Source organism: Novosphingobium sp. BAM6, from assembly GCF_057784955.1.
Genome location: NZ_JBYNTR010000002.1, coordinates 127966 through 148219, shown reverse-complemented (window position 1 = coordinate 148219; position 20254 = coordinate 127966). Strand labels below are relative to the sequence as shown.

At 63.2% G+C, this 20254-nt stretch carries 21 protein-coding genes; 11 read left to right on the top strand and 10 right to left on the bottom strand.

The window, feature by feature from the left end:
• Positions 1 to 181: 181 nt before the first annotated feature.
• Together AC3EC3_RS09395 and fumC are read left to right on the top strand one after the other, a co-directional pair.
• Entirely contained in the window at positions 182 to 3235 is a 3054-nt protein-coding gene (locus AC3EC3_RS09395) for a TonB-dependent receptor (RefSeq protein ID WP_488489366.1), read from the top strand.
• Positions 3236 to 3397: 162 nt separating this feature from the next.
• Positions 3398 to 4777: a class II fumarate hydratase gene (gene fumC / locus AC3EC3_RS09390; RefSeq protein ID WP_488489365.1), complete on the top strand. Its 1380-nt coding sequence runs from the start codon at positions 3398 to 3400 to the stop codon at positions 4775 to 4777.
• 47 nt (positions 4778 to 4824) lie between these two features.
• Here the strand turns inward: fumC and AC3EC3_RS09385 are convergent, their stop codons facing one another.
• The gene (locus AC3EC3_RS09385) at positions 4825 to 6057 is read right to left on the bottom strand and encodes an ROK family transcriptional regulator (protein WP_488489364.1); all 1233 of its coding nucleotides are present in this window, start codon (positions 6055 to 6057) and stop codon (positions 4825 to 4827) included.
• Positions 6058 to 6264: 207 nt separating this feature from the next.
• On the opposite strand from AC3EC3_RS09385, the gene AC3EC3_RS09380 reads away from it, so the two are divergent.
• Genes AC3EC3_RS09380 through AC3EC3_RS09370 form a run of 3 tightly spaced genes read left to right on the top strand, consistent with a single transcriptional unit; the run spans position 6265 to position 7943 of the window.
• Positions 6265 to 6636: a PadR family transcriptional regulator gene (locus tag AC3EC3_RS09380; RefSeq protein WP_488489363.1), complete on the top strand. Its 372-nt coding sequence runs from the start codon at positions 6265 to 6267 to the stop codon at positions 6634 to 6636.
• Complete coding sequence (locus AC3EC3_RS09375; protein WP_260925961.1) at positions 6626 to 7192, top strand: DUF1700 domain-containing protein; 567 nt, start codon at positions 6626 to 6628, stop codon at positions 7190 to 7192. The genes AC3EC3_RS09380 and AC3EC3_RS09375 overlap by 11 nt, the downstream gene beginning before the upstream one ends.
• A gap of 25 nt (positions 7193 to 7217) precedes the next feature.
• Positions 7218 to 7943: a GIN domain-containing protein gene (locus tag AC3EC3_RS09370; protein ID WP_488489362.1), complete on the top strand. Its 726-nt coding sequence runs from the start codon at positions 7218 to 7220 to the stop codon at positions 7941 to 7943.
• A gap of 55 nt (positions 7944 to 7998) precedes the next feature.
• Here the strand turns inward: AC3EC3_RS09370 and AC3EC3_RS09365 are convergent, their stop codons facing one another.
• Positions 7999 to 8874 carry an oxygenase MpaB family protein gene (locus AC3EC3_RS09365; RefSeq protein ID WP_488489361.1) on the bottom strand — a complete coding sequence of 292 codons (876 nt, stop codon included), beginning with the start codon at positions 8872 to 8874 and terminating at the stop codon, positions 7999 to 8001.
• On the bottom strand, positions 8871 to 9335 hold the full coding sequence (locus tag AC3EC3_RS09360; RefSeq protein ID WP_488489360.1) for an XRE family transcriptional regulator: 465 nt from the start codon (positions 9333 to 9335) through the stop codon (positions 8871 to 8873). The genes AC3EC3_RS09365 and AC3EC3_RS09360 overlap by 4 nt, the downstream gene beginning before the upstream one ends.
• Before the next feature lie 120 nt (positions 9336 to 9455).
• On the opposite strand from AC3EC3_RS09360, the gene AC3EC3_RS09355 reads away from it, so the two are divergent.
• On the top strand, positions 9456 to 10127 hold the full coding sequence (locus AC3EC3_RS09355; protein ID WP_488489359.1) for a murein L,D-transpeptidase catalytic domain family protein: 672 nt from the start codon (positions 9456 to 9458) through the stop codon (positions 10125 to 10127).
• 18 nt (positions 10128 to 10145) lie between these two features.
• Here AC3EC3_RS09355 and AC3EC3_RS09350 read toward each other — a convergent pair whose 3' ends face one another.
• From AC3EC3_RS09350 to AC3EC3_RS09340, 3 genes are all read right to left on the bottom strand, one after another.
• A complete protein-coding gene (locus AC3EC3_RS09350; protein WP_488489358.1) occupies positions 10146 to 11012 on the bottom strand; it encodes a metallophosphoesterase family protein in 867 nt (288 codons plus the stop codon).
• A 1-nt stretch (position 11013) separates the two neighbouring features.
• Positions 11014 to 11862, bottom strand: a complete 849-nt coding sequence (locus AC3EC3_RS09345) for a diacylglycerol kinase family protein (protein ID WP_488489357.1) — start codon at positions 11860 to 11862, stop codon at positions 11014 to 11016.
• Positions 11863 to 11935: 73 nt separating this feature from the next.
• Complete coding sequence (locus tag AC3EC3_RS09340) at positions 11936 to 12202, bottom strand: hypothetical protein (RefSeq protein WP_488489356.1); 267 nt, start codon at positions 12200 to 12202, stop codon at positions 11936 to 11938.
• 240 nt (positions 12203 to 12442) lie between these two features.
• Between AC3EC3_RS09340 and AC3EC3_RS09335 the strand changes: the two genes are divergently transcribed.
• A complete protein-coding gene (locus tag AC3EC3_RS09335) occupies positions 12443 to 12754 on the top strand; it encodes a UrcA family protein (protein ID WP_488489355.1) in 312 nt (103 codons plus the stop codon).
• Between the two features lie 67 nt (positions 12755 to 12821).
• Here the strand turns inward: AC3EC3_RS09335 and AC3EC3_RS09330 are convergent, their stop codons facing one another.
• From AC3EC3_RS09330 to AC3EC3_RS09320, 3 genes are all read right to left on the bottom strand, one after another.
• Positions 12822 to 13562 (bottom strand): LytR/AlgR family response regulator transcription factor, encoded by a 741-nt coding sequence (locus AC3EC3_RS09330; protein ID WP_488489354.1) that lies wholly within the window; start codon positions 13560 to 13562, stop codon positions 12822 to 12824.
• On the bottom strand, positions 13559 to 14893 hold the full coding sequence (locus AC3EC3_RS09325) for a sensor histidine kinase (RefSeq protein WP_488489353.1): 1335 nt from the start codon (positions 14891 to 14893) through the stop codon (positions 13559 to 13561). Before AC3EC3_RS09325 ends, AC3EC3_RS09330 begins: the two co-directional genes overlap by 4 nt.
• A 138-nt stretch (positions 14894 to 15031) precedes the next feature.
• A complete protein-coding gene (locus AC3EC3_RS09320) occupies positions 15032 to 16555 on the bottom strand; it encodes a fumarate hydratase (protein ID WP_488489352.1) in 1524 nt (507 codons plus the stop codon).
• 298 nt (positions 16556 to 16853) lie between these two features.
• On the opposite strand from AC3EC3_RS09320, the gene AC3EC3_RS09315 reads away from it, so the two are divergent.
• The 4 genes from AC3EC3_RS09315 to AC3EC3_RS09300 all read left to right on the top strand — a co-directional run bounded on the left by AC3EC3_RS09315 (position 16854) and on the right by AC3EC3_RS09300 (position 19939).
• Positions 16854 to 17453 carry a protein-L-isoaspartate O-methyltransferase family protein gene (locus AC3EC3_RS09315; RefSeq protein ID WP_488489351.1) on the top strand — a complete coding sequence of 200 codons (600 nt, stop codon included), beginning with the start codon at positions 16854 to 16856 and terminating at the stop codon, positions 17451 to 17453.
• Between the two features lie 4 nt (positions 17454 to 17457).
• Complete coding sequence (locus AC3EC3_RS09310; RefSeq protein WP_488489350.1) at positions 17458 to 18978, top strand: TolC family outer membrane protein; 1521 nt, start codon at positions 17458 to 17460, stop codon at positions 18976 to 18978.
• Between the two features lie 88 nt (positions 18979 to 19066).
• Complete coding sequence (locus AC3EC3_RS09305) at positions 19067 to 19549, top strand: DUF2497 domain-containing protein (protein WP_488489349.1); 483 nt, start codon at positions 19067 to 19069, stop codon at positions 19547 to 19549.
• Between the two features lie 15 nt (positions 19550 to 19564).
• Positions 19565 to 19939: a (2Fe-2S) ferredoxin domain-containing protein gene (locus tag AC3EC3_RS09300; RefSeq protein WP_488489348.1), complete on the top strand. Its 375-nt coding sequence runs from the start codon at positions 19565 to 19567 to the stop codon at positions 19937 to 19939.
• Here AC3EC3_RS09300 and AC3EC3_RS09295 read toward each other — a convergent pair.
• On the bottom strand, positions 19920 to 20231 hold the full coding sequence (locus AC3EC3_RS09295; RefSeq protein WP_488489347.1) for a hypothetical protein: 312 nt from the start codon (positions 20229 to 20231) through the stop codon (positions 19920 to 19922). The two genes, AC3EC3_RS09300 and AC3EC3_RS09295, sit on opposite strands and share 20 nt — an antisense overlap.
• Positions 20232 to 20254: the final 23 nt, after the last annotated feature.

The following is a 20254-nucleotide window of genomic DNA, read 5'->3' as shown; positions in this document are numbered from 1 at the left end:
AATGGCGCTAATAATGTTAGCGCATTACAAATCGTGTTGCAGACGACCTGACGGGATGTTAGGGCTCCGTTCGTTGACTTGGGCACTTTTGTAAGCATCAGGCCCAGGAAACGCAGGTTCTTTTGTGATAGCGCTATCAAAATTGTGCGTTGCAAAAGCGACCGTTTGAGGAGGGGATGACATGAGCTTTTTCCATCGTGCGTGCCGTGGATTCGCGGGACTTGAAAATCGCGATCTGCTGCGTGCAGGCGTTTCTGCATCGGCATTGATCGCCTGCGCGCTGCCCGGCACTGGCTGGGCGCAAACCACGACAACGCCGACCGGCGCATCTGCTGCGGCGCCCGCCGCCGATGTCGCAGCAAGCGTACAGACCGGCGCCACTGCCACGGACGGCGTCCTGCCCGATTCCGATACCGCCATGGATACCAATGGCGCGATCGTCGTCACCGGTATCCGCGCTTCGCTGCAAGGCGCCCGCGCCCGCAAGCGCGATGCCGAGGTGGTGGTCGATTCGATCACCGCGCAGGACATCGGCGCCCTGCCCGACCGTTCGGTTTCCGAAGCGCTCCAGCGCGTACCCGGCGTCACGCTCCAGCGCACTAGCGACAACCGCGATCCCGCGCGCTTGTCAGGTGAAGGCGGCGGCGTGTTCATTCGCGGCCTGTCCTTCGTGCGCTCGGAGCTGAACGGGCGCGACGTCTTCTCCGCTGCGAATGGCCGCGCGCTTTCGTTCGAGGACATCTCGGCCGACCTGCTTTCGGGCGTGGACGTCTACAAGAACCCCTCGGCGGACATGATCGAAGGCGGTATCGGCGGCACCATCAACCTGCGTACCCGCAAACCCTTCGACGCTCCCGGCTTCGTCGCCGCCTTCTCGGGCGATATCAACTATGCCGACCTCTACAAGAAGAGCTTCAAGTCGGGCAACGCGCTGCTCAGCGATCGCTGGGATACGCCGCTCGGCGAAATCGGCGTGCTGGTGTCGTACTCGATCAGCAACATCGGCAACCGCACCGACTCCATTTCGGCCGGGCGCTATGTGCCGGAAACGCTGGGCGCCGCTCAGGATGGCCTTTCTGCGGGCGACACCGTCTATATTCCCAATTCGATGGGCTATCGCCGGATCGACTGGCAGCAGAAACGCACCGCATTCGACGCCTCGGTGCAGTGGAAACCCGCCAGCAACCTGACGCTGACCGGCGAAGCCCTGATCTCGAAGGCCACGCCGCACGATCTGGAATATGCCGTCGGCGATTTCTCCCAGCCGGAAACCGACAATTCCAGCTATCAGTTCGGCTCGGCCGGTGAACTGGTCTCGGGCACAGTCGAGAATCGTCAACTCAACATGGACACCCGCGCAGGCAGCCAGACCAAGAAGACGCAGGACTATTCGCTGAACGCCAAGTGGGAGGCCGACGACCACTGGACCGTCAGCGCCGATCTCGATTACATCAAATCGACCGCAAAGGTCTATTCGATGACTGTGTTCACCGGCGTTTCGGTGCCGGCGACGTTCGACTTCGATTTCTCGGGCAACAACCCGTACCTCTCGATCACGCCCACCGATGCCTCGCAGAGCTTTGCCGACAAGTCGGCAAACTGGTGGGCGGCGGCCATGGATCACCTTGAGGACAACGAGGCCCACGAATATTCGGGCCGCGCCGATATCGAATACAAGTTCGACGACGGTGGTTTCTTCAAATCCTTCAAAGTCGGCGCGCGCTGGACCGACCAAAGCGCCGTCACTCGCCAGACCGGCTACAACTGGAGCATCCTGTCCGCGCAGTACTGGCTGCCGGGCAATGAGGTCTATCTGAACCAGACGGGGCCTGCGGGCGGCACGCAGAATGCCAATCTGCCCAACATGTCCTCGTTCATCACCTACAACAACTTCTTCCGTGGCAACGTCGCCAATCCCACCAGCGGCCTGTGGTTCCCCGCTGCCTCGCTGGTGACGCAGGGCACGGCCTATGCCTATCAGCAGCTGGGCGGCACGGAGACGAACGGCTGGGGCTGGTCGCCTCTCAGCTCCGATCTCAGCCAGTCGGCGGCATCGGGCGGCGGCATCAACGACCAGTCGCAAAAGACCTGGGCCGGATACGCGCTGCTCCGCTTCGGTGCGGACAAGAGCCCGATCGGGCGGTTCGACGGTAATCTGGGCGTGCGCGTGGTCCATACCGAAGCGAAGTCGCTCGGCTCCGCTGCCGCGATCGGCGCGATCACCACGACCTGCACGGCGACCGACTGCTCGGACTACAACGCTGCTGTGGCCTTCGCGTCGGGCTCGCTCGGCGATCTTCAGACAACAGGCGGCACATCTTATACCGACGTTCTGCCCAGCCTGAACCTGCGCTATTTCGCCAGCGACAACCTGCAGATCCGCCTCGCCTTGTCCAAGGCGATTTCCCGCCCCAGCTTCACCCAGCTGAACCCTTACACCACGCTGAACTTCTCGTTCGACGAGACCGGCACGCCCAACGGCACCGGCATTGGCGGACGCTCCACGGCGTTCACCGGCACGGCAGGCAATCCCAACCTCAAGCCGACCCGCGCCAACCAGGTCGATCTCAGCTTCGAGTATTACTACGGACGCTCGAACAGCCTGACGCTCGGCCTGTTCTACAAGGGCATCAAGGACTACATCTATTCCGGTCTGGTGGAGCAGCAGTACACCAGCAACGGCCAGACGCTGACGTTCGACGTTACGCAGCAGACCAACGGTTCGCACGGTTCGATCAAGGGTGGCGAACTGGCCTATACCCAGTTCTTCGATTTCCTGCCCGGCGCGCTGAGTGGCCTCGGTTTCTCGGGCAACTTCACTTACGTCGATTCGACCGGCGGCAAGAACACCGCCGTCAACGTGTTCGATTCGAACCAGACCACGAATGCCGGGCTCACGCTGCCACTCGAAGGCATGTCCAAGTATTCGTACAACCTTGCCGGTATTTACGAAAAATACGGTGTTTCGGCGCGCCTCGCCTACAACTGGCGCTCGTCCTACCTGCTTACGACCTCAGCAGCGAACATCAATTATCCGGTGTGGTCGGACGCTTACGGCCAGTTGGACGCCTCATTCCTCGTCTCGGTCGGCAAGCACTTCAAGATCGGTCTGCAAGGCACCAACCTGCTCGCCTCGAAGACATACCTGCGCGTGGGCGATCCCGATCTCAAGCCGCGCTACAGCTGGACCGAGACCGATCGCCGCGTCGCCATGGTCGTACGCACGGTCTTCTGATCGCACTCCCTTCCTGCTCGTTTCCCGACGGCTTCTCCCGACTGCCCCGGATCGCAAGGTCCGGGGCATATTTTTCAACTGCAACTCAATCTCAATAAGCTTGCATCATCCGGCCAATGCCCCATGTGTTCTCTCAAACCGGAGAGAAAGGCACACCAGATCATGCAGACCCGCCGCGAATCGGACAGCATCGGCGAAATCGACGTTCCCGCCACCGCCTACTGGGGCGCACAGACCCAGCGCAGCATCGAGAACTTTCCCTTCGGCGATACCGAGCGCATGCCAATCGCCATCGTCCACGCCCTTGCCCACGTGAAGCGCGCCGCTGCCTGGGTGAACCGCGAGCACGGCCTCGATCCCAGTCTGGCAGGCGCCATCGAGCAGGCCGCAGGCGAAGTGATCGACGGCACGCTCGACGATCAGTTCCCGCTCGTCATCTGGCAGACCGGCAGCGGCACCCAGAGCAACATGAACGTCAACGAGGTGATCGCAGGCCGCGCCAACGAAATCCTTTCGGGCACCCGCGGCGGCAAGAGCCCGGTCCACCCCAACGATCACGTCAACAAGGGCCAGTCCTCGAACGACAGCTTCCCGACCGCGCTGCATGTCGCCGCCGCCGTCGAGATCGACCGTATCCTGATCCCTGCACTCGATGTTCTGCGCGCCTCATTGCAGCGCAAGGTCGAGGCGTGGGGCGATATCGTCAAGATCGGTCGCACGCACCTTCAGGACGCAACGCCGCTGACGCTGGCGCAAGAGTTCTCGGGCTACGTCCAGCAGTTGGACTATGCGCACGAACGCCTGCTCGATGCGCGTAAAGGCGTGCTGAAGCTTGCGCAGGGCGGTACGGCGGTCGGCACCGGGCTCAACGCATCGCCCGGCTTTGCCGAAGCTACGGCCAAACATCTAGCCGAGCAGACCGGCCTCCCGTTCGAGACAGCGCCCAACAAGTTCGAGGCCCTCGCCAGCAACGATGCGCTGGTCCAACTGGCCGGAACTCTGGCAACGCTGGCCGTCTCCCTGACCAAGATCGCCAACGACGTCCGCCTGCTGGGCTCCGGGCCGCGCTCCGGCCTTGGCGAACTGGACCTGCCTGCCAACGAGCCGGGCAGTTCGATCATGCCGGGCAAGGTCAATCCCACCCAGTGCGAGATGCTGACGATGGTTGCAGCGCAAGTGATCGGCAACCATCAGGCCGCGACCGTAGGCGGGCTTCAGGGCGCGTTCGAGCTTAACGTCTTCAAGCCGCTGATCGGCGCAGCGGTGATCCGCTCGATCCACCTGCTGGCAACCGGCATGGACAGCTTCGCCACGCGCTGCGTCGATGGCATCGAACCAAACCGCAAGCGCATCGCCGAACTGGTCGAGCGATCGCTGATGCTGGTGACGGCCTTGGCACCCGAGATCGGCTACGACAAGGCCGCCAAGATCGCCAAGCATGCCCACGAGACGGGACAGACCCTGCGCGAGGCAGCGCTGGAACTGGGTTACGTTGACGAAGCAACCTTCGATCGCGCCGTGCGCCCCGAAACGATGATCTGATCACCGGCACAAACGGGCGGACAGAAGGCCTCTGGCTTGCCCGCCCGTCAGCGCCCGGCTTGCATCAGGATCGATTCCGAAGCGAGCAGCTGATCCAGAAACGGGATCATGGCAGCACCGACGGCGGGTGCATCATCCGCCATCCGCGCACGTTGGACCGGGGCCACCGCTGGAATTCTGGCATCGACAAGACCTGCCGACAAACGCTCTACCAGCCCGTCCGCCAAGACCCCCGGCAGCCTCCCCCCGATCAATACCGCAGACGGGTTTATGAGGCAGTTCACAGCGATCAGCGGTGCGGTGAGCACACGCGCAGCATCGTCCAGCCACTTTTCGATCACCGGCTCCGCTTCCGCCGAGATCACAGCAAGCGCCGCAGGATGGTCCACCGGAAACCCTGCGGCCTCCAGTCGCTCGTAGAGAGCCAGCAGGGAAACGGTGTCCTGCACGACGGCATCAGGACCAGCCGAGGTATCGGGCATCGCCCAGATCTCGCCCGAGCGTGAATCCGCACCGCGCACATAGCTCTTGTCGATCACCAGACCACCGCCAAGACCTGCACTGATCAGCAGATAGAAGAAACCGGGCAGGGCGATGCCGTCGCCCAGATGCAATTCTCCCAGCGCAGCGGCAGCAGCATCGTTGTCGAGATAGAGCGGCCAGGGAAGCGCCTGTGCGAACAGCGCCTGAAGATCGAGTCCATCCCACGCTTCATACCCTTGTGGACGATGGGGCAGGGCAATGCGCCCGAGATCGTCGGGCAGGGCGATACCCACGCCCAGAACGCGTTCTGAGGCGATGCCTGCGGACATCATCAGCTCCGGCAGCACTGCGGCCACATGCGCTGCCACAGCATCGGGGAGGGCGAACGGGATTTCCAGCGTATGGCGAAACCTGACCTGTCCCGCCAGATCGACCGCCGCCAACGAAATATGGTCGCGATCGATATTGAGACCGATCGCAAAAGCCCCTTCCGGAACGATGACGATCCGCTTGGCGGGTTGGCCACGTTTCCCTTGGAGGCGTCCCCCGGGTCGCACGAGGCCCGTCTCGGCCAGTCGGCGGGTGATATTGGCAATCGTCGGCGCCGTAAGTCCGGTTATCCCGGCGAGTTCCACGCGGGTCGTCTCCCCCGCCAGACGGATCGCTTGCAGGACGATGCGCTGATTATAATCGCCTGCCCGCTCCAGATTCGTCCCCGAAAGACTAAGCGTCAGTCGCGACTCGACACCGGAGAAGTTGCCGAATCGGCGAGATAAAGCGCTTTCGCTGTCGTCCATCTGGTCGCTCTCCGCCCCCACGCTTTGCGTATTCAATTTTCATAAGTGCCCCAAGCGACACATCTGTCAACGGCAAGCACCTGAAAACCATGGGCATTGATAGATCAATGCAAGCTACCTGTGATGGCAATGTACTTTCTTAAACAAGGTATCTTGCAACACACAGTAGCTTGTTATAGACAGTCGCCATCGACAGGAGACAGATCGATGTCGGAAATCGAAATCCAGCTTAAGAAAGGGGTGCTCGGGCTTTGCGTGCTCGCGCTGCTTTCGCGGGGTGACAGCTACGCCTACGAGATCGCCAGCCGCATGGCTGCCGCGGTCGACATGGGGGAGGGCACCATCTACCCGCTGATGCGCCGCATGCAATCCGAGGGCCTCGTGGTCACGTACCTTGAGGAATCGCCTTCGGGCCCGCCTCGTAAGTACTATCGCATCACCGAGACCGGCCGGGTCCGCCTCGACGAACAGGTCAGCGAATGGCGCGGGTTCACCGCCGCCGTCGAAAGCCTGCTCGCCGCCGAGGCAGAGCCCATGCCCGCGACCGCCAGTTCAGGGGAGGACAGCCATGACGCGTAACGAGTTCATCAAGCGCCTGAAGGCGGGCCTCAAGGGCATGCCTTCCGAGGACATCGCCGAGATCGTCGCCGACTACGAAGCGCATTTCGAGGCGGGCAACGCCGATGGGCGCTCCGAAGCGGAAGTCGCCGAAGCACTGGGCAATCCCTCGCGCCTCGCCCGCGAACTGCGTCTGGAAGCGGGTATTCGGAACTGGGAAGCCGGACGCACGCCGTCTTCCGCCTGGACCGCGATCATCGCCTTCATGGGCCTGGCCACGATCGACATCCTGATCCTGCTGCCGATCGTGCTGCCGGTGATCGGCGTTATGTTCGGCCTGTTCGTGGCAACCGTCGCGATCTTCATCGCCGGGGGCTTCATCATGATCGCCGGGCCGTTCAGCGGCTTTCCCGGCGGCATCTTCACCGCGATCCTCTTCGGGCTTGGCCTGATGAGCGCGGCGGTGGCAGCCGGTGCGCTGCTCACGCTGGTCAGCATCTGGATCGTCAATGCCCTCATGTGGTTCGGTCGCCTGCACTACCGGGTGATCGAGCCCGCCATTCACGCCGACGCGTAAGAACGACGGAACAAGGAGACATACCATGCTCAGGAAACTGCTCATCGTCTTCGTCAGCGGCGTGATCCTCTCGATCCTCGCCATTGGCAGCGCCTGGATCATCGGCGGCAAGGAGGTTCGCCAGGCCTTTCAGGACGGGAAGGGCTGGCACTTCAACTTCGATGACGACGACAAGGCAGACCACGGCCCGCAGCACGTCCGCACTTTCGCGGTCCAGCCCGGTCAGCAGATCGCCATGGAAGTGCCTGTGGAACTGCACTTCGTTCGCGGCGACAAGGCACAGATGACCGTCAGCGGCCCGGCCTCGCTCGTCGATCACCTCGTGTGGGACAACGGTCGCCTAAAGACCGATGGCACCGACAACGCCCGCCACTTCCACCACGGCATCAAGGTGACGATCACCGCGCCGCAGATTGCCGGTCTCGATCTCGAAGCGCCGGGTGATGTCACCCTCCACGGCCTCGATCAGGATCGCCTCGACCTCAAGGCCAACGGCGCGATCGACCTCGATGCCAGCGGCAAGGTTCGCCAGATGTATGTGACCTCGAACGGCGCAGGCGATCTCGATCTGGAAGGTGTCGACAGCGAGGACGCGGTGATCCGCATGTCGGGGGCAGGGGACGTCGCCGTCGGCGCCAGCAACCTCGTCGATGTCGAGATCAACGGTGTTGGCTCGCTGCGGCTTACCCGCAAGCCCACCACGCTGCGCACGCAGATCAACGGCCTCGGCTCGGTCGATCACGACTACTGACCCCAGGACGAGCCAATGAAAAGGCCGCTTCCCTCATAAGAGGAGGCGGCCTTTCTCACGTTCCGGCTCTGCGTGCTCCGGCAAAAGCCCAGCGCACAGTCTCCGCCATAGCCTGTGTCACAGCAAGGGCCGGCAAGCGACGAGCCCCCCCTGAACTGAGCCCGAGCATCGGTGCGGCAAAGGGTGGCAGCAGGTCGATGGCTGCCGCGCCCAACAGATTCTGAACCGCACCGCCAACTGTCCGGCGCGATCCCTGCAATACGAATTGCGCCACCTCCTGCGCCTGTGCGCTGCCCACCAGATCGCCGCGCATCTCGGTGAGCAGAACCGCCGCCTCGGTGCGGCTGTCCGGCACCGGATCGGCGCCCAGACGACGCGCCACTTCGGCGAACTGGGCAAGGTAGCTGTCCTGTGCCACCCCGCTCATTTCGGGATCGGCATAGCGGCGGTAGGCGGCCAGGAAACTCGTCGCCTCGGCCAAGTGAACCCACGCCAGTACGCGCGGCTGCGTAGCGGAATAAGAACGCCCATCCGGCAAAGTACCTTGAATCCGTTGGTGAATCAGATTGACGCGGGCAATGGCCTGCTCGGCTTCTTCGCGTGGGCCATAGGTCGTCTGCGCGATAAACCGCGCGGTGCGACGCAGCCGCCCGGCCATGTCATGGCGAAAATCGGAATGATCGAGCACACCCTGCAATGCCGCCGGATGAAGCATCTGAAGCAGGAGCGCAGACATGCCGCCCACCATCATCGCCACGACATCGCCATGAACCTGCCGGATCGGCGTTCCTTCCGCGAACAGCGCATCGGGTGAGGGTACTACCGGCGTTTCCCCGCGCGCAGCATCGTTAAACACCGCGCGCACCCGGCGCACCAGCAAGGCTCTGGCAGCATCGCCCGGCCGGGGAAGCGAAAGAAGCGAAGGTATCATCCGCTGCCGCTCCCGTCTGCCCGCGCGATCAGCGTATCCAGCGCAGCGCGACCATGGCGCAGTTCGACTATGATGCGGCGCAGTTCCGCAGGGGTGATCCGCGCCTTGCTGTTACCATCGATCGCGTGGACTTCGATGATCCGGTGCAGCGCCTCGACAACGGCCAGCACCGGGTCCTGCTTGGTCATCGAAGTGGGCAGGGGATAGGCCCGCACTTGCGCCAGACGAAGCACCGGATCGATGGCGCCGGGGCCAAACTCCTGCTCCAGCCGCAGCAGCAGCACAGGATCGAGGCTGGTCTGCTCGGAACGAACGTTGCGAATCGTACCCGGCGAACAACCGATCCGCTCGGCAAATTCACCGTCCGACAATCCGTGCGTGCGTTGCAGGGCGCGCACCGCCGAAGATACGGCGCCGCGATAGGTATCGGCATTGGCCGGACGGTTTCGCGTGATCGTCATCGCTGCTCTGCGATCCTCCTTCCCGACATGCGCGCAGTTCGCCGCACGTCAACAGCTTGTGGTCGGATGGGCGCGATTGGCCAAGACCTTGTCGATCACTCGTGGCATTAGGGACGCCATATGATTCTTACCCGACGCAATTTCATCGTCGCGGCCACGGTCATGGCCGCGAGTTCCTCCAGCGCTGTCCAGGCCCTGTCGACCCGCCGCCGTCCCGTACCGACACCGGCGGTGAAGGCACAGGCGATCGAGCATGCCGACGCCATCCGCGCCTCGGGCATTCGCCCGATGCTGATGTCCGCCGCGCTTGGCGCACTCGACCGGCATGGCGACACATTCAAGCGCGACCGAATCGGCGTTGTAGACTTCGCCTCATCCTCGTCCGATCCGCGCTTCCATCTGGTCGACCTTGAAGCAGGCACCACGACCTCGCTTCTGGTCTCGCACGGCTCCGGCTCGGATCCTGCACACTCCGGATGGCTTCAACGCTTCTCGAACCAGCCCGGTTCCAATGCCAGCAGCGAAGGCGCCTACCTGACAGGGGCCTATTATTCCGGACAGCACGGCCATTCGCAGCGCCTGATCGGGCTCGATCCGACCAACAGCAATGCCTTGTCGCGCGCAATCGTGGTGCATGGCGCCTGGTATGCCGAACCGGACATGATCGACACGCATGGCAAGCTGGGGCGCAGCGAGGGCTGCCTTGCCGTGGGTGACAGCCAGATCGCGCAGGCATTCGCCCATCTGGGCGAGGGTCGCCTGATTTACGCCGCCAAGATGGACCGCGCCTGAAAGCGACGCATCCGCTGGTCAGTGTACCGGCGGATCGACCAGCGGCACCGTCGCCACGCCCGAAACCGGTTCTCCTGGTTCGCGCGGGGGCAAGGCGTTCTCGGGCACGTCGTCGATCTGCATCGCACGCGTATCCACATCCTCAAGATTGCGCACGATCACCCGGATCGCATCGCCCTCAATCACGATCTCGTTGAAGCTGGGCGGCGTCGAGCGGATACGTTTCGACAGCGTGCCGGCACCAATCATGCGCAAGGGGCCCGCGAGGGTCTGTTCGACAAGGTCGAAGGGGTCGTGAATGTGCCCTGTCATAATCCCCATGACCTTGCGCGAGGCGAGCGCTTCCATCGCCTTGGTCCCGTTGATCGTCAGCAGCTTGCCATCACGCTTGCGCCGTTCGGGTAGAGGATGGTGCGCGGCAACCAGTACGCGCGTACCCTTGGGTAGTGCATCGATCGCCGCCAGCGTCTCGGCAAGAGCCTTGTCGGTCACGCAACCGTTCGACCAGGGAAAGCGCTGCCATTGCGCCCGCGTCGTGGTCTTGAGCGGCACGATGGCTAGGCCCGGAAGATCGAGCTGCACTTCCAACATCCGCTCGATCGCATGGAAGCGCTTGTAGGGATCGAAGAAACGCTCGTACAAATTGAAGTAGGGAATGTCGTGGTTGCCCACCTCGACCGTCACCGGCACGTCGAGCGAACCGATCCACGCCGTTGCATCGCGAAATTCGCGATGGCGTGCGCGCATGGTGAGATCGCCGGTTATCGCCACCGCATCGGGCTTCTCGCGCGCGATCGCCTTCTCGACGAACGCCAGCGCGCGGGTATCTTCAAGGCCGAAGTGAATATCGCTGATATGAAACAGTCGGATCGGGGGGGAGGGCATCTCAACCATCCTTGGTCATCACCAGATCGACGTCACAGGCAGTCATCTCGAATTCCTCTTCGGCGGCACCGTCGAACGGCTCCCCATCCAGCAACAGGCCCATAGGCTCGCCATCGGGGCAGGTCAGACGGACACGCCGGTGCGTGCCCAGATCGTCATGCGGACCGTCACGGAAATCGCGATTGAGCAGGGCGATGCCCTGTCCTGCATAGTCCGCAAGCGATTCCGCATAATAGCCGTTGGCCTGCAAGCCTTCGTCCTGCGGCGCCACGGTGATGGCGGCATAGCCTTCCTCACGCCCGCCGTCGACCTCGGCGCAGCGAACTTTCGGCCCGTTTGCCGACCAACTGATCGCCTGCCTGGTCGTGGACAGAAACTCGACGAAATCCTTCGCACGCATGGCCTCGCGCACTTCGTTCCAGACCGTTCCCGGCCCTGCCAGCACGCCGGTAAGCGCCACGCCATGTCGCGAGCGGATCACACTGGGCCGGGTACAGGTGACATCACCGGGGCGGAGGCGTGAAAGGATCGTCTTCGCATCGACATCGCCATGCTGGCGCTTGGACAGCATATTCATTGTGCCGCCGGGCAACACCAGTACAGCGCCGGACCAGCCCGAAGCCGCAGCGACGGCAGCATGAATCGTACCGTCACCGGTAAATACGGCCAGCAGATCCACATCGGCATCGTCCAGTTGCGAAGGTGAGGGTGCATCCTCGACCGGAAACCGCACCAGACGTTCCACGTGGAACCCTGCGGCAGCAAAGTCCTCGCAAAGCTGTTCGATCGCCGCCTCGTCATTGCTGCCGCTATCCGGATTACAAACCAGCCAGACCCGGGTGCCCCCCACGCCGCCTTCTCCTTTCGCCGTCATCCAATTGTCGCTGCCCGGAACAACCGGGGGCATGCCACAGGGTTCCCCATCAGAGCCGCCCGCTGACGAGTAACCAGGCGGCCACGGCATTCATCCCCGAGTATCCGAGGTATACAAGAGCCCAGCCAACCGATCCGCTCACCGCCATGACCATGGCTCCCCACAGCATTGCGAACTCGACCAGCAGGCTGAGCTTGCCGCCCAACGGCTGAAAATACCATGGAGCCTGCGCAATCATCGGATGACCACTTTCGATCACGGCCTTGTGGGCCGCGAAATTGACGATGCCAAGACAGAACACGAGCATCAGGATCATCGGACCAAGCCAGCCTTATATCGTTTTCTCGAACATGAGCACCTCGCTCCGTCGATGGCAACCGACGCTGTTCGTCGATGGCAGATGTCGCTCGTCGGCAGCGCTTTTCCTTCGTCGATCCACCGTGCGCGCAAGTCGACCTTCGGATGAATCGAATCGCGGGTCGTTGCAGAACAACCTCATCGAGCCGCTGCGGACAAAAGGGTCCGGAAACAGACGGCTCCCTCAAGGAGAAGCCCGATGTTCAAGACCCAGTTCGCCGCCGCCGCTCTCAGCCTTGCCCTGACCGGCGGTCTTTTCGCTGCCTCCTCAAGCGCCCATGCCGAGCAGGTGCTCGTACACTATAGCGACCTCGACCTTTCGACCCAGCAAGGGCAGGTCGCGTTGGAAAAGCGCCTGAATGCCGCTGCCCGCAAGGCCTGCGACTACAATAAGGTCGTGACTGGCACGATCCTTCGCGCACCCGGTGCGGTCCAGTGCTATCACGACGCCCGCTCCAAGGCGAAAGACCAGATGGCCGCCATCGTCAGCGATACCCGCCTCGGCGGATGACTCCCTTCACCCGCGTCCCAAAAGAGAAAAGCGTGACCGACTGGCGGGCGCCGACCGGGAAACCGGATCAGCGACCCGCCATTTTTTTGACGGCAGGAAGATAGGTCCGGCCAATCCTCAGGGTTTCGCCATCGGCCGTTTCCACGGACCAGACGCCCAGACCTTCGTGGACCAGCCCTGTCACACAATCCCGGCGCAGAATGCAGCTGCGGTGGATGCGGATGAACCGCTCCGGATCCAGCCGCTGCTCTATACTGGTGATCGTCTGGAGCAGCAGATAGCTCTGGTCCCGAACATGGAGCTTGACGTAATCGCGCTCGGCGTCGATCCGCACCACATCGCTAACCGGAATGCGGACCAGTTCCGAGCGATGCGGCACCCAGAACTCCGAAAGCCAGGCATCGACGAGGGCAGGGCGCTCGATCCGGCGGCCTCGCACCCGCCCCACAGCTCGCTCCAGACGATCCGGCGCCACGGGCTTGAGCACATAGTCCACCGCATCGAGATCGAAGGCCTCCACCGCGAACTCATCGTGTGCCGTCACGAAGATGACCGCGGGCGAAGCCACTCGGTCGGCCAGACGACGCGCTACGGTCAGTCCGTCGGTCTCGGGCATCGTCAGGTCCAGAAGCACCAGATCAGGCCCCAGCGCATCGATCAGCCGCAATGCAGCTTCCCCATCGCTGGCCGTGCCAACCACCGCCAGAGCCGGAAGGCGCGAGCAGATCACCTGCATACGCTCCACCGCCAAAGGTTCGTCATCGACGATCAATGTACGCAGCGGCGCGTTTCCTTCGATATCGCTCATGCTCTCCCCCCATCCAGCGACAGCCATCCTGCGTCACTGCCAGCATCGCCCATGGGTATCGTCAAGATCGTGGCATAGCCACCCCCGGCACGGTCGCCGTGAGACAGACTGGCGCGTCCGCCAAACCGCGCCCGCAGCCGGTCACGCACGTTGGCAAGACCGATCCCGCAGCCCGCCACGCCCAGCACAGGCGTCGTCTCGCTCTTGTCCGGACCGTCATCCTCAACCACCACTTCGAGCATATCGCCCTTTCGCTGCGCACGGATGCTGATCGTGACCGGACGCTGCGTCGCGGCAACGCCATACTTCACCGAGTTCTCGACCAGCGGTTGCAGGATCATGCCCGGCACTTTTACGCCTGCCGCTTCAGCGTCAACCGCAATCGCCGCGCGCAGGCGGTTGGGAAAACGAACCCCCTCGATCTTCAGATAAAGCTGTTGCAGTTCGATCTCCTCGCTGAGCGAAATATCACCGGTGGGATCGCCGGAAAGCGTATGCCGGTAGAAGCTGGAGAGCGACTGGATCATCGTCTCCGCATCCTCATGCCGCCCGGTCATTACCAGCGCAGACAGGGAATTGAGTGTGTTGAACAGGAAATGCGGATTGACCTGATAGCGTAAACTCCGCAGTTCCGCCGCCTCGGCAGCTCTGCGATACTCCCCTTCGCGCCGTTCCGCCGCGCGGGCTTCCTCGGCCTTGGCCAGCGCGAAATAGAGCGCTGCCCAGGCGAGGATCAGAAAGTATCGTCCCAGCGAGGTGTCCACCAGCGAAACGGCGCGACCGATCCGCGCCTTCTCGTCTTCACCCCCGCCCGAATGAATGGTGATTTGTGGCGCCTGGGGCGAGGCAGGCATGGCGGTGGGCTCCGCCCCCGGAACCGGAGCGGGAGGTGCCGGAGGGGCTGGCGGAGTAGCTTCGGGAATATCGACAAGGATGTTCCCGCCATCATCTCGCGTGATGCGAATCTTGCCGTCCTCACCGACGCTCACCGTCCCGGCAGGAGGCTCCGTTATCGTTTCGAGATCGGAGAAGATCGTGTCGTTGATCAGCGCCAGCGCGAAAGAGAGCGGCAGCGCACCTGCCAGCACTGCCGTCAGCCGGAATGTCCATGAACGCCGTTCGATCATCTGGAGCAGCGGCCAGGACACCGCCATGACCATCGCCGAAAGGATGCAGATCGTCAGCCGTCGCGACACGATCGGCCAGTCGAGATCAAGGCCGACCAGCGCGCCGCGCGCGGTCGCCAGCACGAAGTAGCAGGCCCAGAGCGCAGCCAGCGATCCAAGAACGGCCCGCGCCGGAACGCGCGGTTGCAGAAGGGATGATCTCATTGATGACAGACTAGCGTGCCTTGCGGTGAAGGCCAGCACGCTCGTCGAAGCAGGACGACACCCATCGAATGCGCCACGAAAAAGGCGCCGCGCGAACCTTGCCGCGCGGCGCCTTTTTGAATCTGTCCGTTGAGCAGATCAGGCCGGAAGCAGATGCTCCTTGGCGATCTTTTCCTTCCACACCAGCGGCGCGAGCTGGTGGACGTTCTGGCCCTCGGAATCGACCGCCACTGTCACCGGCATATCTTCCACCGTGAACTCGTAGATGGCCTCCATGCCCAGATCCTCGAAGGCAAGGACCTTGGCTTCCTTGATCGCGCGGCTGACCAGATAGGCAGCACCGCCCACGGCCATCAGATAAGCCGACTTGTGCTTGGCAATCGATTCCGTCGCCGCCGGTCCGCGCTCGGACTTGCCGATGCTGGCCAGCAGGCCAAGGTCAAGCATCGTGTCCGAGAACTTGTCCATGCGCGTCGCGGTGGTCGGACCTGCAGGGCCTACGACCTCATCACGCACCGGATCGACCGGGCCAACGTAATAGATCACGCGGCCCTTGAAATCGACGGGCAGTTCCTCGCCCTTGGCCAGCATGTCCTGGATACGCTTGTGCGCAGCATCGCGGCCGGTCAGCATCTTGCCGTTCAGCAGCAGGCGATCGCCCTGCTTCCAGCCCTGCACCTGCTCGGGCGACAGCGTATCGAGATCGACACGGATCGCTTCCTTGCTGGGCTTCCATTCGACCTTGGGCCACTCGTCCAGCTTCGGCGTTTCGAGGTAGCTCGGGCCCGAACCATCCAGCGTGAAGTGCGCGTGGCGGGTTGCCGCGCAGTTCGGGATCATCGCCACCGGCTTGTTCGCGGCATGGCACGGCCAGTCGAGGATCTTGACGTCGAGGATCGTGGCAAGGCCGCCAAGACCCTGCGCGCCGATGCCCATCGCGTTGACCTTGTCGAAGATCTCGATACGCAGCGCCTCGATGTCGTTCTGCGGACCACGGGCCTTCAACTGGGCCATGTCGATCGGCTCCATCAGGCTCTGCTTGGCCAGCTTGACGCAGTGCTCGGCCGTGCCACCGATGCCGATGCCCAGCATGCCCGGCGGACACCAGCCGGCGCCCATCTGCGGCAGCATCTCGATCACCCAGTCGACGATCGAATCGCTGGGATTCATCATCTTGAACTTCGACTTGGCCTCGCTGCCGCCGCCCTTGGCCGCAACGTCGACCGAGATCTTCGAGCCCGGAACCATCGTGACCGACAGCACCGAGGGCGTGTTGTCCTTGGTGTTGCGACGCGTGAACGCCGGGTCGGCCAGCACGGAGGCACGCAGCTTGTTCTCGGCATTGCCATAAGCGCGGCGCACGCCTTCATCGACCACTTCCTGAAGCGAGCGATCGGATTCAAGGCGGCAGTTCTGGCCCCATTCGATGAACACATTGACGATGCCGGTGTCCTGACAGAGCGGACGGTGCCCCTCGGCGCACATCCGGCTGTTGGTCAGGATCTGGGCGATGGCATCGCGCGCGGCGGGGCCCTGTTCGGCCTCATAAGCGTCGCCGAGTGCGCGGATATAATCCATCGGATGGAAGTAGCTGATGTACTGGAGCGCGTCGGCAACGCTCTCGATCAGGTCGCTTTCGCGGATGGTCACCATTTCGGTCATGGACGGGGCTCCCTTTGCGCAATTTTGCGTCTCTTGCCACGCCTCCCCTTAGGGGCACTTGCTGCCCAGCGCAAAATCGCATTTTCGCAGTCCTTCGTGTGCCGAACACAACTGCGCTTGCAGGATCGGCAAACCGCTGACCGGCATCGACAAGCGTCGCGGCAAACCCCTTGGCCTTGTCCTCCGCTTGGCATAGAAGGCGGCCTATATTCTCGTCCGAACGTGCGCGAGCCCCGATGAACTGCAAAGCCGGAGATAGGGGCTCCCGGGTACGTAAGCCTGGAAGGAAGTTTCCACCATGACCCTGACCGAAACCCGGTCCACCGCATCCGATACCGCCCGCCGCGCGATGATCGTCAGTCAGCTGCGTACCAGCGGCGTGAACGAGCCCTGGGTGCTGGAGGCGATGGCCTCGGTCGCACGCGAGGATTTCGTCCCGGCAGACCTGCGCAATGTCGCCTATATCGATCGCGCCTTGCCGCTCGGTAACGGTCGCATGCTTGCCGCCCCGCTGGTCCATGCCCGCCTGATCGCCGATGGCCGACCGACGAAGGCCGACAAGGCTCTCCTTATCGGCGATGCCAATGGTTATCTTGCGGCGCTGCTGCGTCCGCTGGTGGGCTCGCTTGATGTTGTCGCGCCTGACGCTCTGGCCTCGATCGCTGGCCCGGCTGACTTCACGCTCGTCGTCATTGATGGCGCCATCGAAGTGCTGCCCGACGTACTCACCGCACATATCGCCGAAGGTGGCCGTGTATCCTGCGGCCTGATGGTGCGCGGCGTCAGCCGTATCGCCACCGGCACCAAGGTCAACGGCGTGGTTTCCCTGCAGCAACTGGCGGAAATGGGGATTCCCACTCTTCCCGAATTTGCTGCACCCAAGCGCTGGAGTTTCTAAGTTTATGGCCCGGTTCGCATGGCGCGCCGGGCTCATCGTGGGGGGATGTCTGACGGGGCTTGCCGGTATTTCAGCGGCAAGAGCCGATACCCTGCGCGATGCGCTCGTGACGGCCTACCAGACAAACCCCACGCTCGAATCCGCCCGCGCCCAACAGCGCGGAGTGGATGAGAATGTTCCCATCGCCCGCTCCTCGGGCCTGCCCAACGCCAGCGCGACGGCAACCTACACCGAGTTCGTCAAGCGCAGCGCCAATTCCTATACCAGCCCGGAACGCGCGTTGGCAGCAACCGGAACGATCGGCCAGCCGATCTATTCGGGCGGCGCGGTGAAGAACAGCGTCAAGGCGGCGAAGATCCGTGTCGATGCCGGGCAGGCGGACTTGCGCGGCAGTGAAAGCTCACTGTTTTCCAATGTGGTCTCGGCCTACATGGACGTGATCCGGGGTGAGGCCGTGGTCGCGCTCAACCGGCAGAATGTCCACGTTCTGGAAGTGAACCTCAACGCCACCAGCGATCGTTTCCAGATCGGCGATCTGACCCGCACCGACGTTGCCCAGTCGCAATCGCGCCTTGCACAGGCGCAGGGCGAGGTCCGCAATGCCGAGGCAACACTTACCAATGCGCGCGAGAGCTATATCCAGCTGGTCGGCAAGGCGCCGGTCGATCTCGTGCCCCCGCCGCCGCTTCCCGGTCTTCCGACCTCGCCCGACGATGCCGTGCGCATCGCGCTCGACGACAACCCTGATCTCATTGCCGCGCGCGAGCGTACCAAGGCATCCGAAAAAGACATCGACGTCGCCGGAGCGGGACGCCTGCCGACGGTGAACCTGTTCGCGCAAGGGGGATACAACGACTATTTCGGCACTCTCGGCGGTGCGCTGCCCAGTCTCTATTCACAGACCGAGACGAGCGCACAGGCAGGCGTGCAGATCAACCTGCCGATCTTCCAGGGCGGCCTTCCCGCCGCCAAGCGACGACAGGCGCAGGCCACGGCGCAGGAGACGATGGAAACCGAAATCGCTGCAGAGCGCCAAGTCATCGCACAGGTCCGCTCCGCCTATTCCTCGTGGAAGGCTGCGAACGACCTTATCGGCACGTCGCAAGTCGCGGTCGACGCCGCCAAGCTCAGCCTTGAAGGCGTGCGGGCCGAAAACAGCGTGGGCAACCGCACGATCCTGGATATCCTGAATGCCGAGCAGGAGTACCTGAACGCACAGGTCTCGCTGGTCACCGCGCGGCGCGATGCCTACGTCGCAGGCTTCACCCTGCTGGCGGCCATGGGCCATGCGGAGGCACGCGATCTGAATCTGGATGGCGGCGTGCTCTATGATCCCGAGATCAATTATCGGCGGGTAAAGGCCAAGATGTCCGACTGGGGCAACGATCCCGCGCCCGAGGCGCAGTCCACCCGCACGGTCGATACCCCGATCCAGGACGGCAACATCTCGGCAGAGAGGGCGCAGGCCTACGATCTCGATGCCGACAATCCCGACGGCAACGATACGACCATGGGGCCGCACTGAGCCCTTCCGGCCTTGCGCTCCCGCTTCAGGTCAGTCACAATTGGGGCTGTGGGCGGGATTGTGCCTGTCTCAGGGGATTTAGGTAACGATGCGTCAGCCGGGTGAACCCAGCGTCGAGGATATTCTCGAATCGATCAAGCAGGTGATCGCCCGCGACAATCGCACCGGTACACGCTCGACCCGGTCGCGCAGCGAACCGTTCACCCCGGAAGCGCCTGCAACAACGGCCCCGGCGCAGTCCGCTCCCGTTGTGCCCGATCCCGAAGACGTGCTGGATCTTGCCGCCAGTGCCGCGTTCATCTCCGATGACGAGGATGATGAAGCGACGGAAAACGGCCTGATTCCTCCCGGTGCGCGGGCATCGATGCGCGAGTCGCTGGCGGCGCTGGCCATGCTGGCGGAACCCGGCGCGTCGCCGCAGATCGTGCGCTCGGGCGAAACCTCGCTGGAAGGGCTCACGCGCGACCTGCTGCGCCCGATGCTGGCGGAATGGCTCGACAAGAACCTGCCGCCGCTGGTCGAGCGACTCGTTGCTGCCGAAATCGCGCGGATCGTTGGCAAGAAGGGCTGACGGGAAGGGTTGTCGATGTCGGTCGGGGATCGTCAGGTCGAAAAGGCGCAGGCCGCTTTCGCGAAGATCGGCGGGCCGACTGTCCAGCGGCAGATCTTTATCTGTGCCGAGCCGCAGAAGGGCGAGTGCTGCTCTCCCGCGACTGGTGCAGCATCGTGGAAGTACCTGAAAAAGCGCCTGAAACAGCTCAAGCTGGACGGGAAGGGCGGGGTCGCGCGCACCAAGGCGGACTGCCTGCGGATCTGCGCTGCGGGGCCTGTCGCGGTCGTCTGGCCCGACAATGTCTGGTATCATTCCTGCACCGAAACCGTGCTGGAGCGTATCATTCAGGAGCACCTGATCGGCGGCGAGCCGGTCGCGGATTTCCGGCTTACTCCTCCGGAGGCGTGACCGCGTCCTCGCCGGTTTGCGTACCGCCTGCCACATCGTCATGACCGCTGCTGCTGGACAGGAACGCCAGCCCCATCAGGGCCGAGGCGAGCAGCATCGACAGGCCCAGTCCCAGCGCTGCCGCGATATAGAAATGCACGGAAATCAGTCCGTTACCGCGCCAAAGATGGACGATCATGCCGATCACCAGCAGCACCGTGACGGCCATCATCCACGCCATGACCCGACGATAGCGCGCCCAGGCGAGCGCCGCCTTCTGGGGATTCCGGAGCAGGGACGAGCGATGTTTCACGTGAAATCATCTGTGCGCTTGCA

What these genes read in the sequence shown, in the direction of transcription:
- AC3EC3_RS09395 (WP_488489366.1), top strand. Translation starts at nt 182, where the DNA reads ATGAGCTTTTTCCATCGTGCGTGCCGTGGATTCGCGGGACTTGAAAAT.
- fumC (WP_488489365.1), top strand. Translation starts at nt 3,398, where the DNA reads ATGCAGACCCGCCGCGAATCGGACAGCATCGGCGAAATCGACGTTCCC.
- AC3EC3_RS09300 (WP_488489348.1), top strand. Translation starts at nt 19,565, where the DNA reads ATGTCGGTCGGGGATCGTCAGGTCGAAAAGGCGCAGGCCGCTTTCGCG.
- AC3EC3_RS09315 (WP_488489351.1), top strand. Translation starts at nt 16,854, where the DNA reads ATGACCCTGACCGAAACCCGGTCCACCGCATCCGATACCGCCCGCCGC.
- AC3EC3_RS09320 (WP_488489352.1), bottom strand. Translation starts at nt 16,555, where the DNA reads ATGACCGAAATGGTGACCATCCGCGAAAGCGACCTGATCGAGAGCGTT.
- AC3EC3_RS09365 (WP_488489361.1), bottom strand. Translation starts at nt 8,874, where the DNA reads ATGATACCTTCGCTTCTTTCGCTTCCCCGGCCGGGCGATGCTGCCAGA.
- AC3EC3_RS09330 (WP_488489354.1), bottom strand. Translation starts at nt 13,562, where the DNA reads ATGAGCGATATCGAAGGAAACGCGCCGCTGCGTACATTGATCGTCGAT.
- AC3EC3_RS09355 (WP_488489359.1), top strand. Translation starts at nt 9,456, where the DNA reads ATGATTCTTACCCGACGCAATTTCATCGTCGCGGCCACGGTCATGGCC.
- AC3EC3_RS09335 (WP_488489355.1), top strand. Translation starts at nt 12,443, where the DNA reads ATGTTCAAGACCCAGTTCGCCGCCGCCGCTCTCAGCCTTGCCCTGACC.
- AC3EC3_RS09385 (WP_488489364.1), bottom strand. Translation starts at nt 6,057, where the DNA reads ATGGACGACAGCGAAAGCGCTTTATCTCGCCGATTCGGCAACTTCTCC.
- AC3EC3_RS09375 (WP_260925961.1), top strand. Translation starts at nt 6,626, where the DNA reads ATGACGCGTAACGAGTTCATCAAGCGCCTGAAGGCGGGCCTCAAGGGC.
- AC3EC3_RS09310 (WP_488489350.1), top strand. Translation starts at nt 17,458, where the DNA reads ATGGCCCGGTTCGCATGGCGCGCCGGGCTCATCGTGGGGGGATGTCTG.
- AC3EC3_RS09360 (WP_488489360.1), bottom strand. Translation starts at nt 9,335, where the DNA reads ATGACGATCACGCGAAACCGTCCGGCCAATGCCGATACCTATCGCGGC.
- AC3EC3_RS09325 (WP_488489353.1), bottom strand. Translation starts at nt 14,893, where the DNA reads ATGAGATCATCCCTTCTGCAACCGCGCGTTCCGGCGCGGGCCGTTCTT.
- AC3EC3_RS09370 (WP_488489362.1), top strand. Translation starts at nt 7,218, where the DNA reads ATGCTCAGGAAACTGCTCATCGTCTTCGTCAGCGGCGTGATCCTCTCG.
- AC3EC3_RS09340 (WP_488489356.1), bottom strand. Translation starts at nt 12,202, where the DNA reads ATGATCCTGATGCTCGTGTTCTGTCTTGGCATCGTCAATTTCGCGGCC.
- AC3EC3_RS09380 (WP_488489363.1), top strand. Translation starts at nt 6,265, where the DNA reads ATGTCGGAAATCGAAATCCAGCTTAAGAAAGGGGTGCTCGGGCTTTGC.
- AC3EC3_RS09350 (WP_488489358.1), bottom strand. Translation starts at nt 11,012, where the DNA reads ATGCCCTCCCCCCCGATCCGACTGTTTCATATCAGCGATATTCACTTC.
- AC3EC3_RS09305 (WP_488489349.1), top strand. Translation starts at nt 19,067, where the DNA reads ATGCGTCAGCCGGGTGAACCCAGCGTCGAGGATATTCTCGAATCGATC.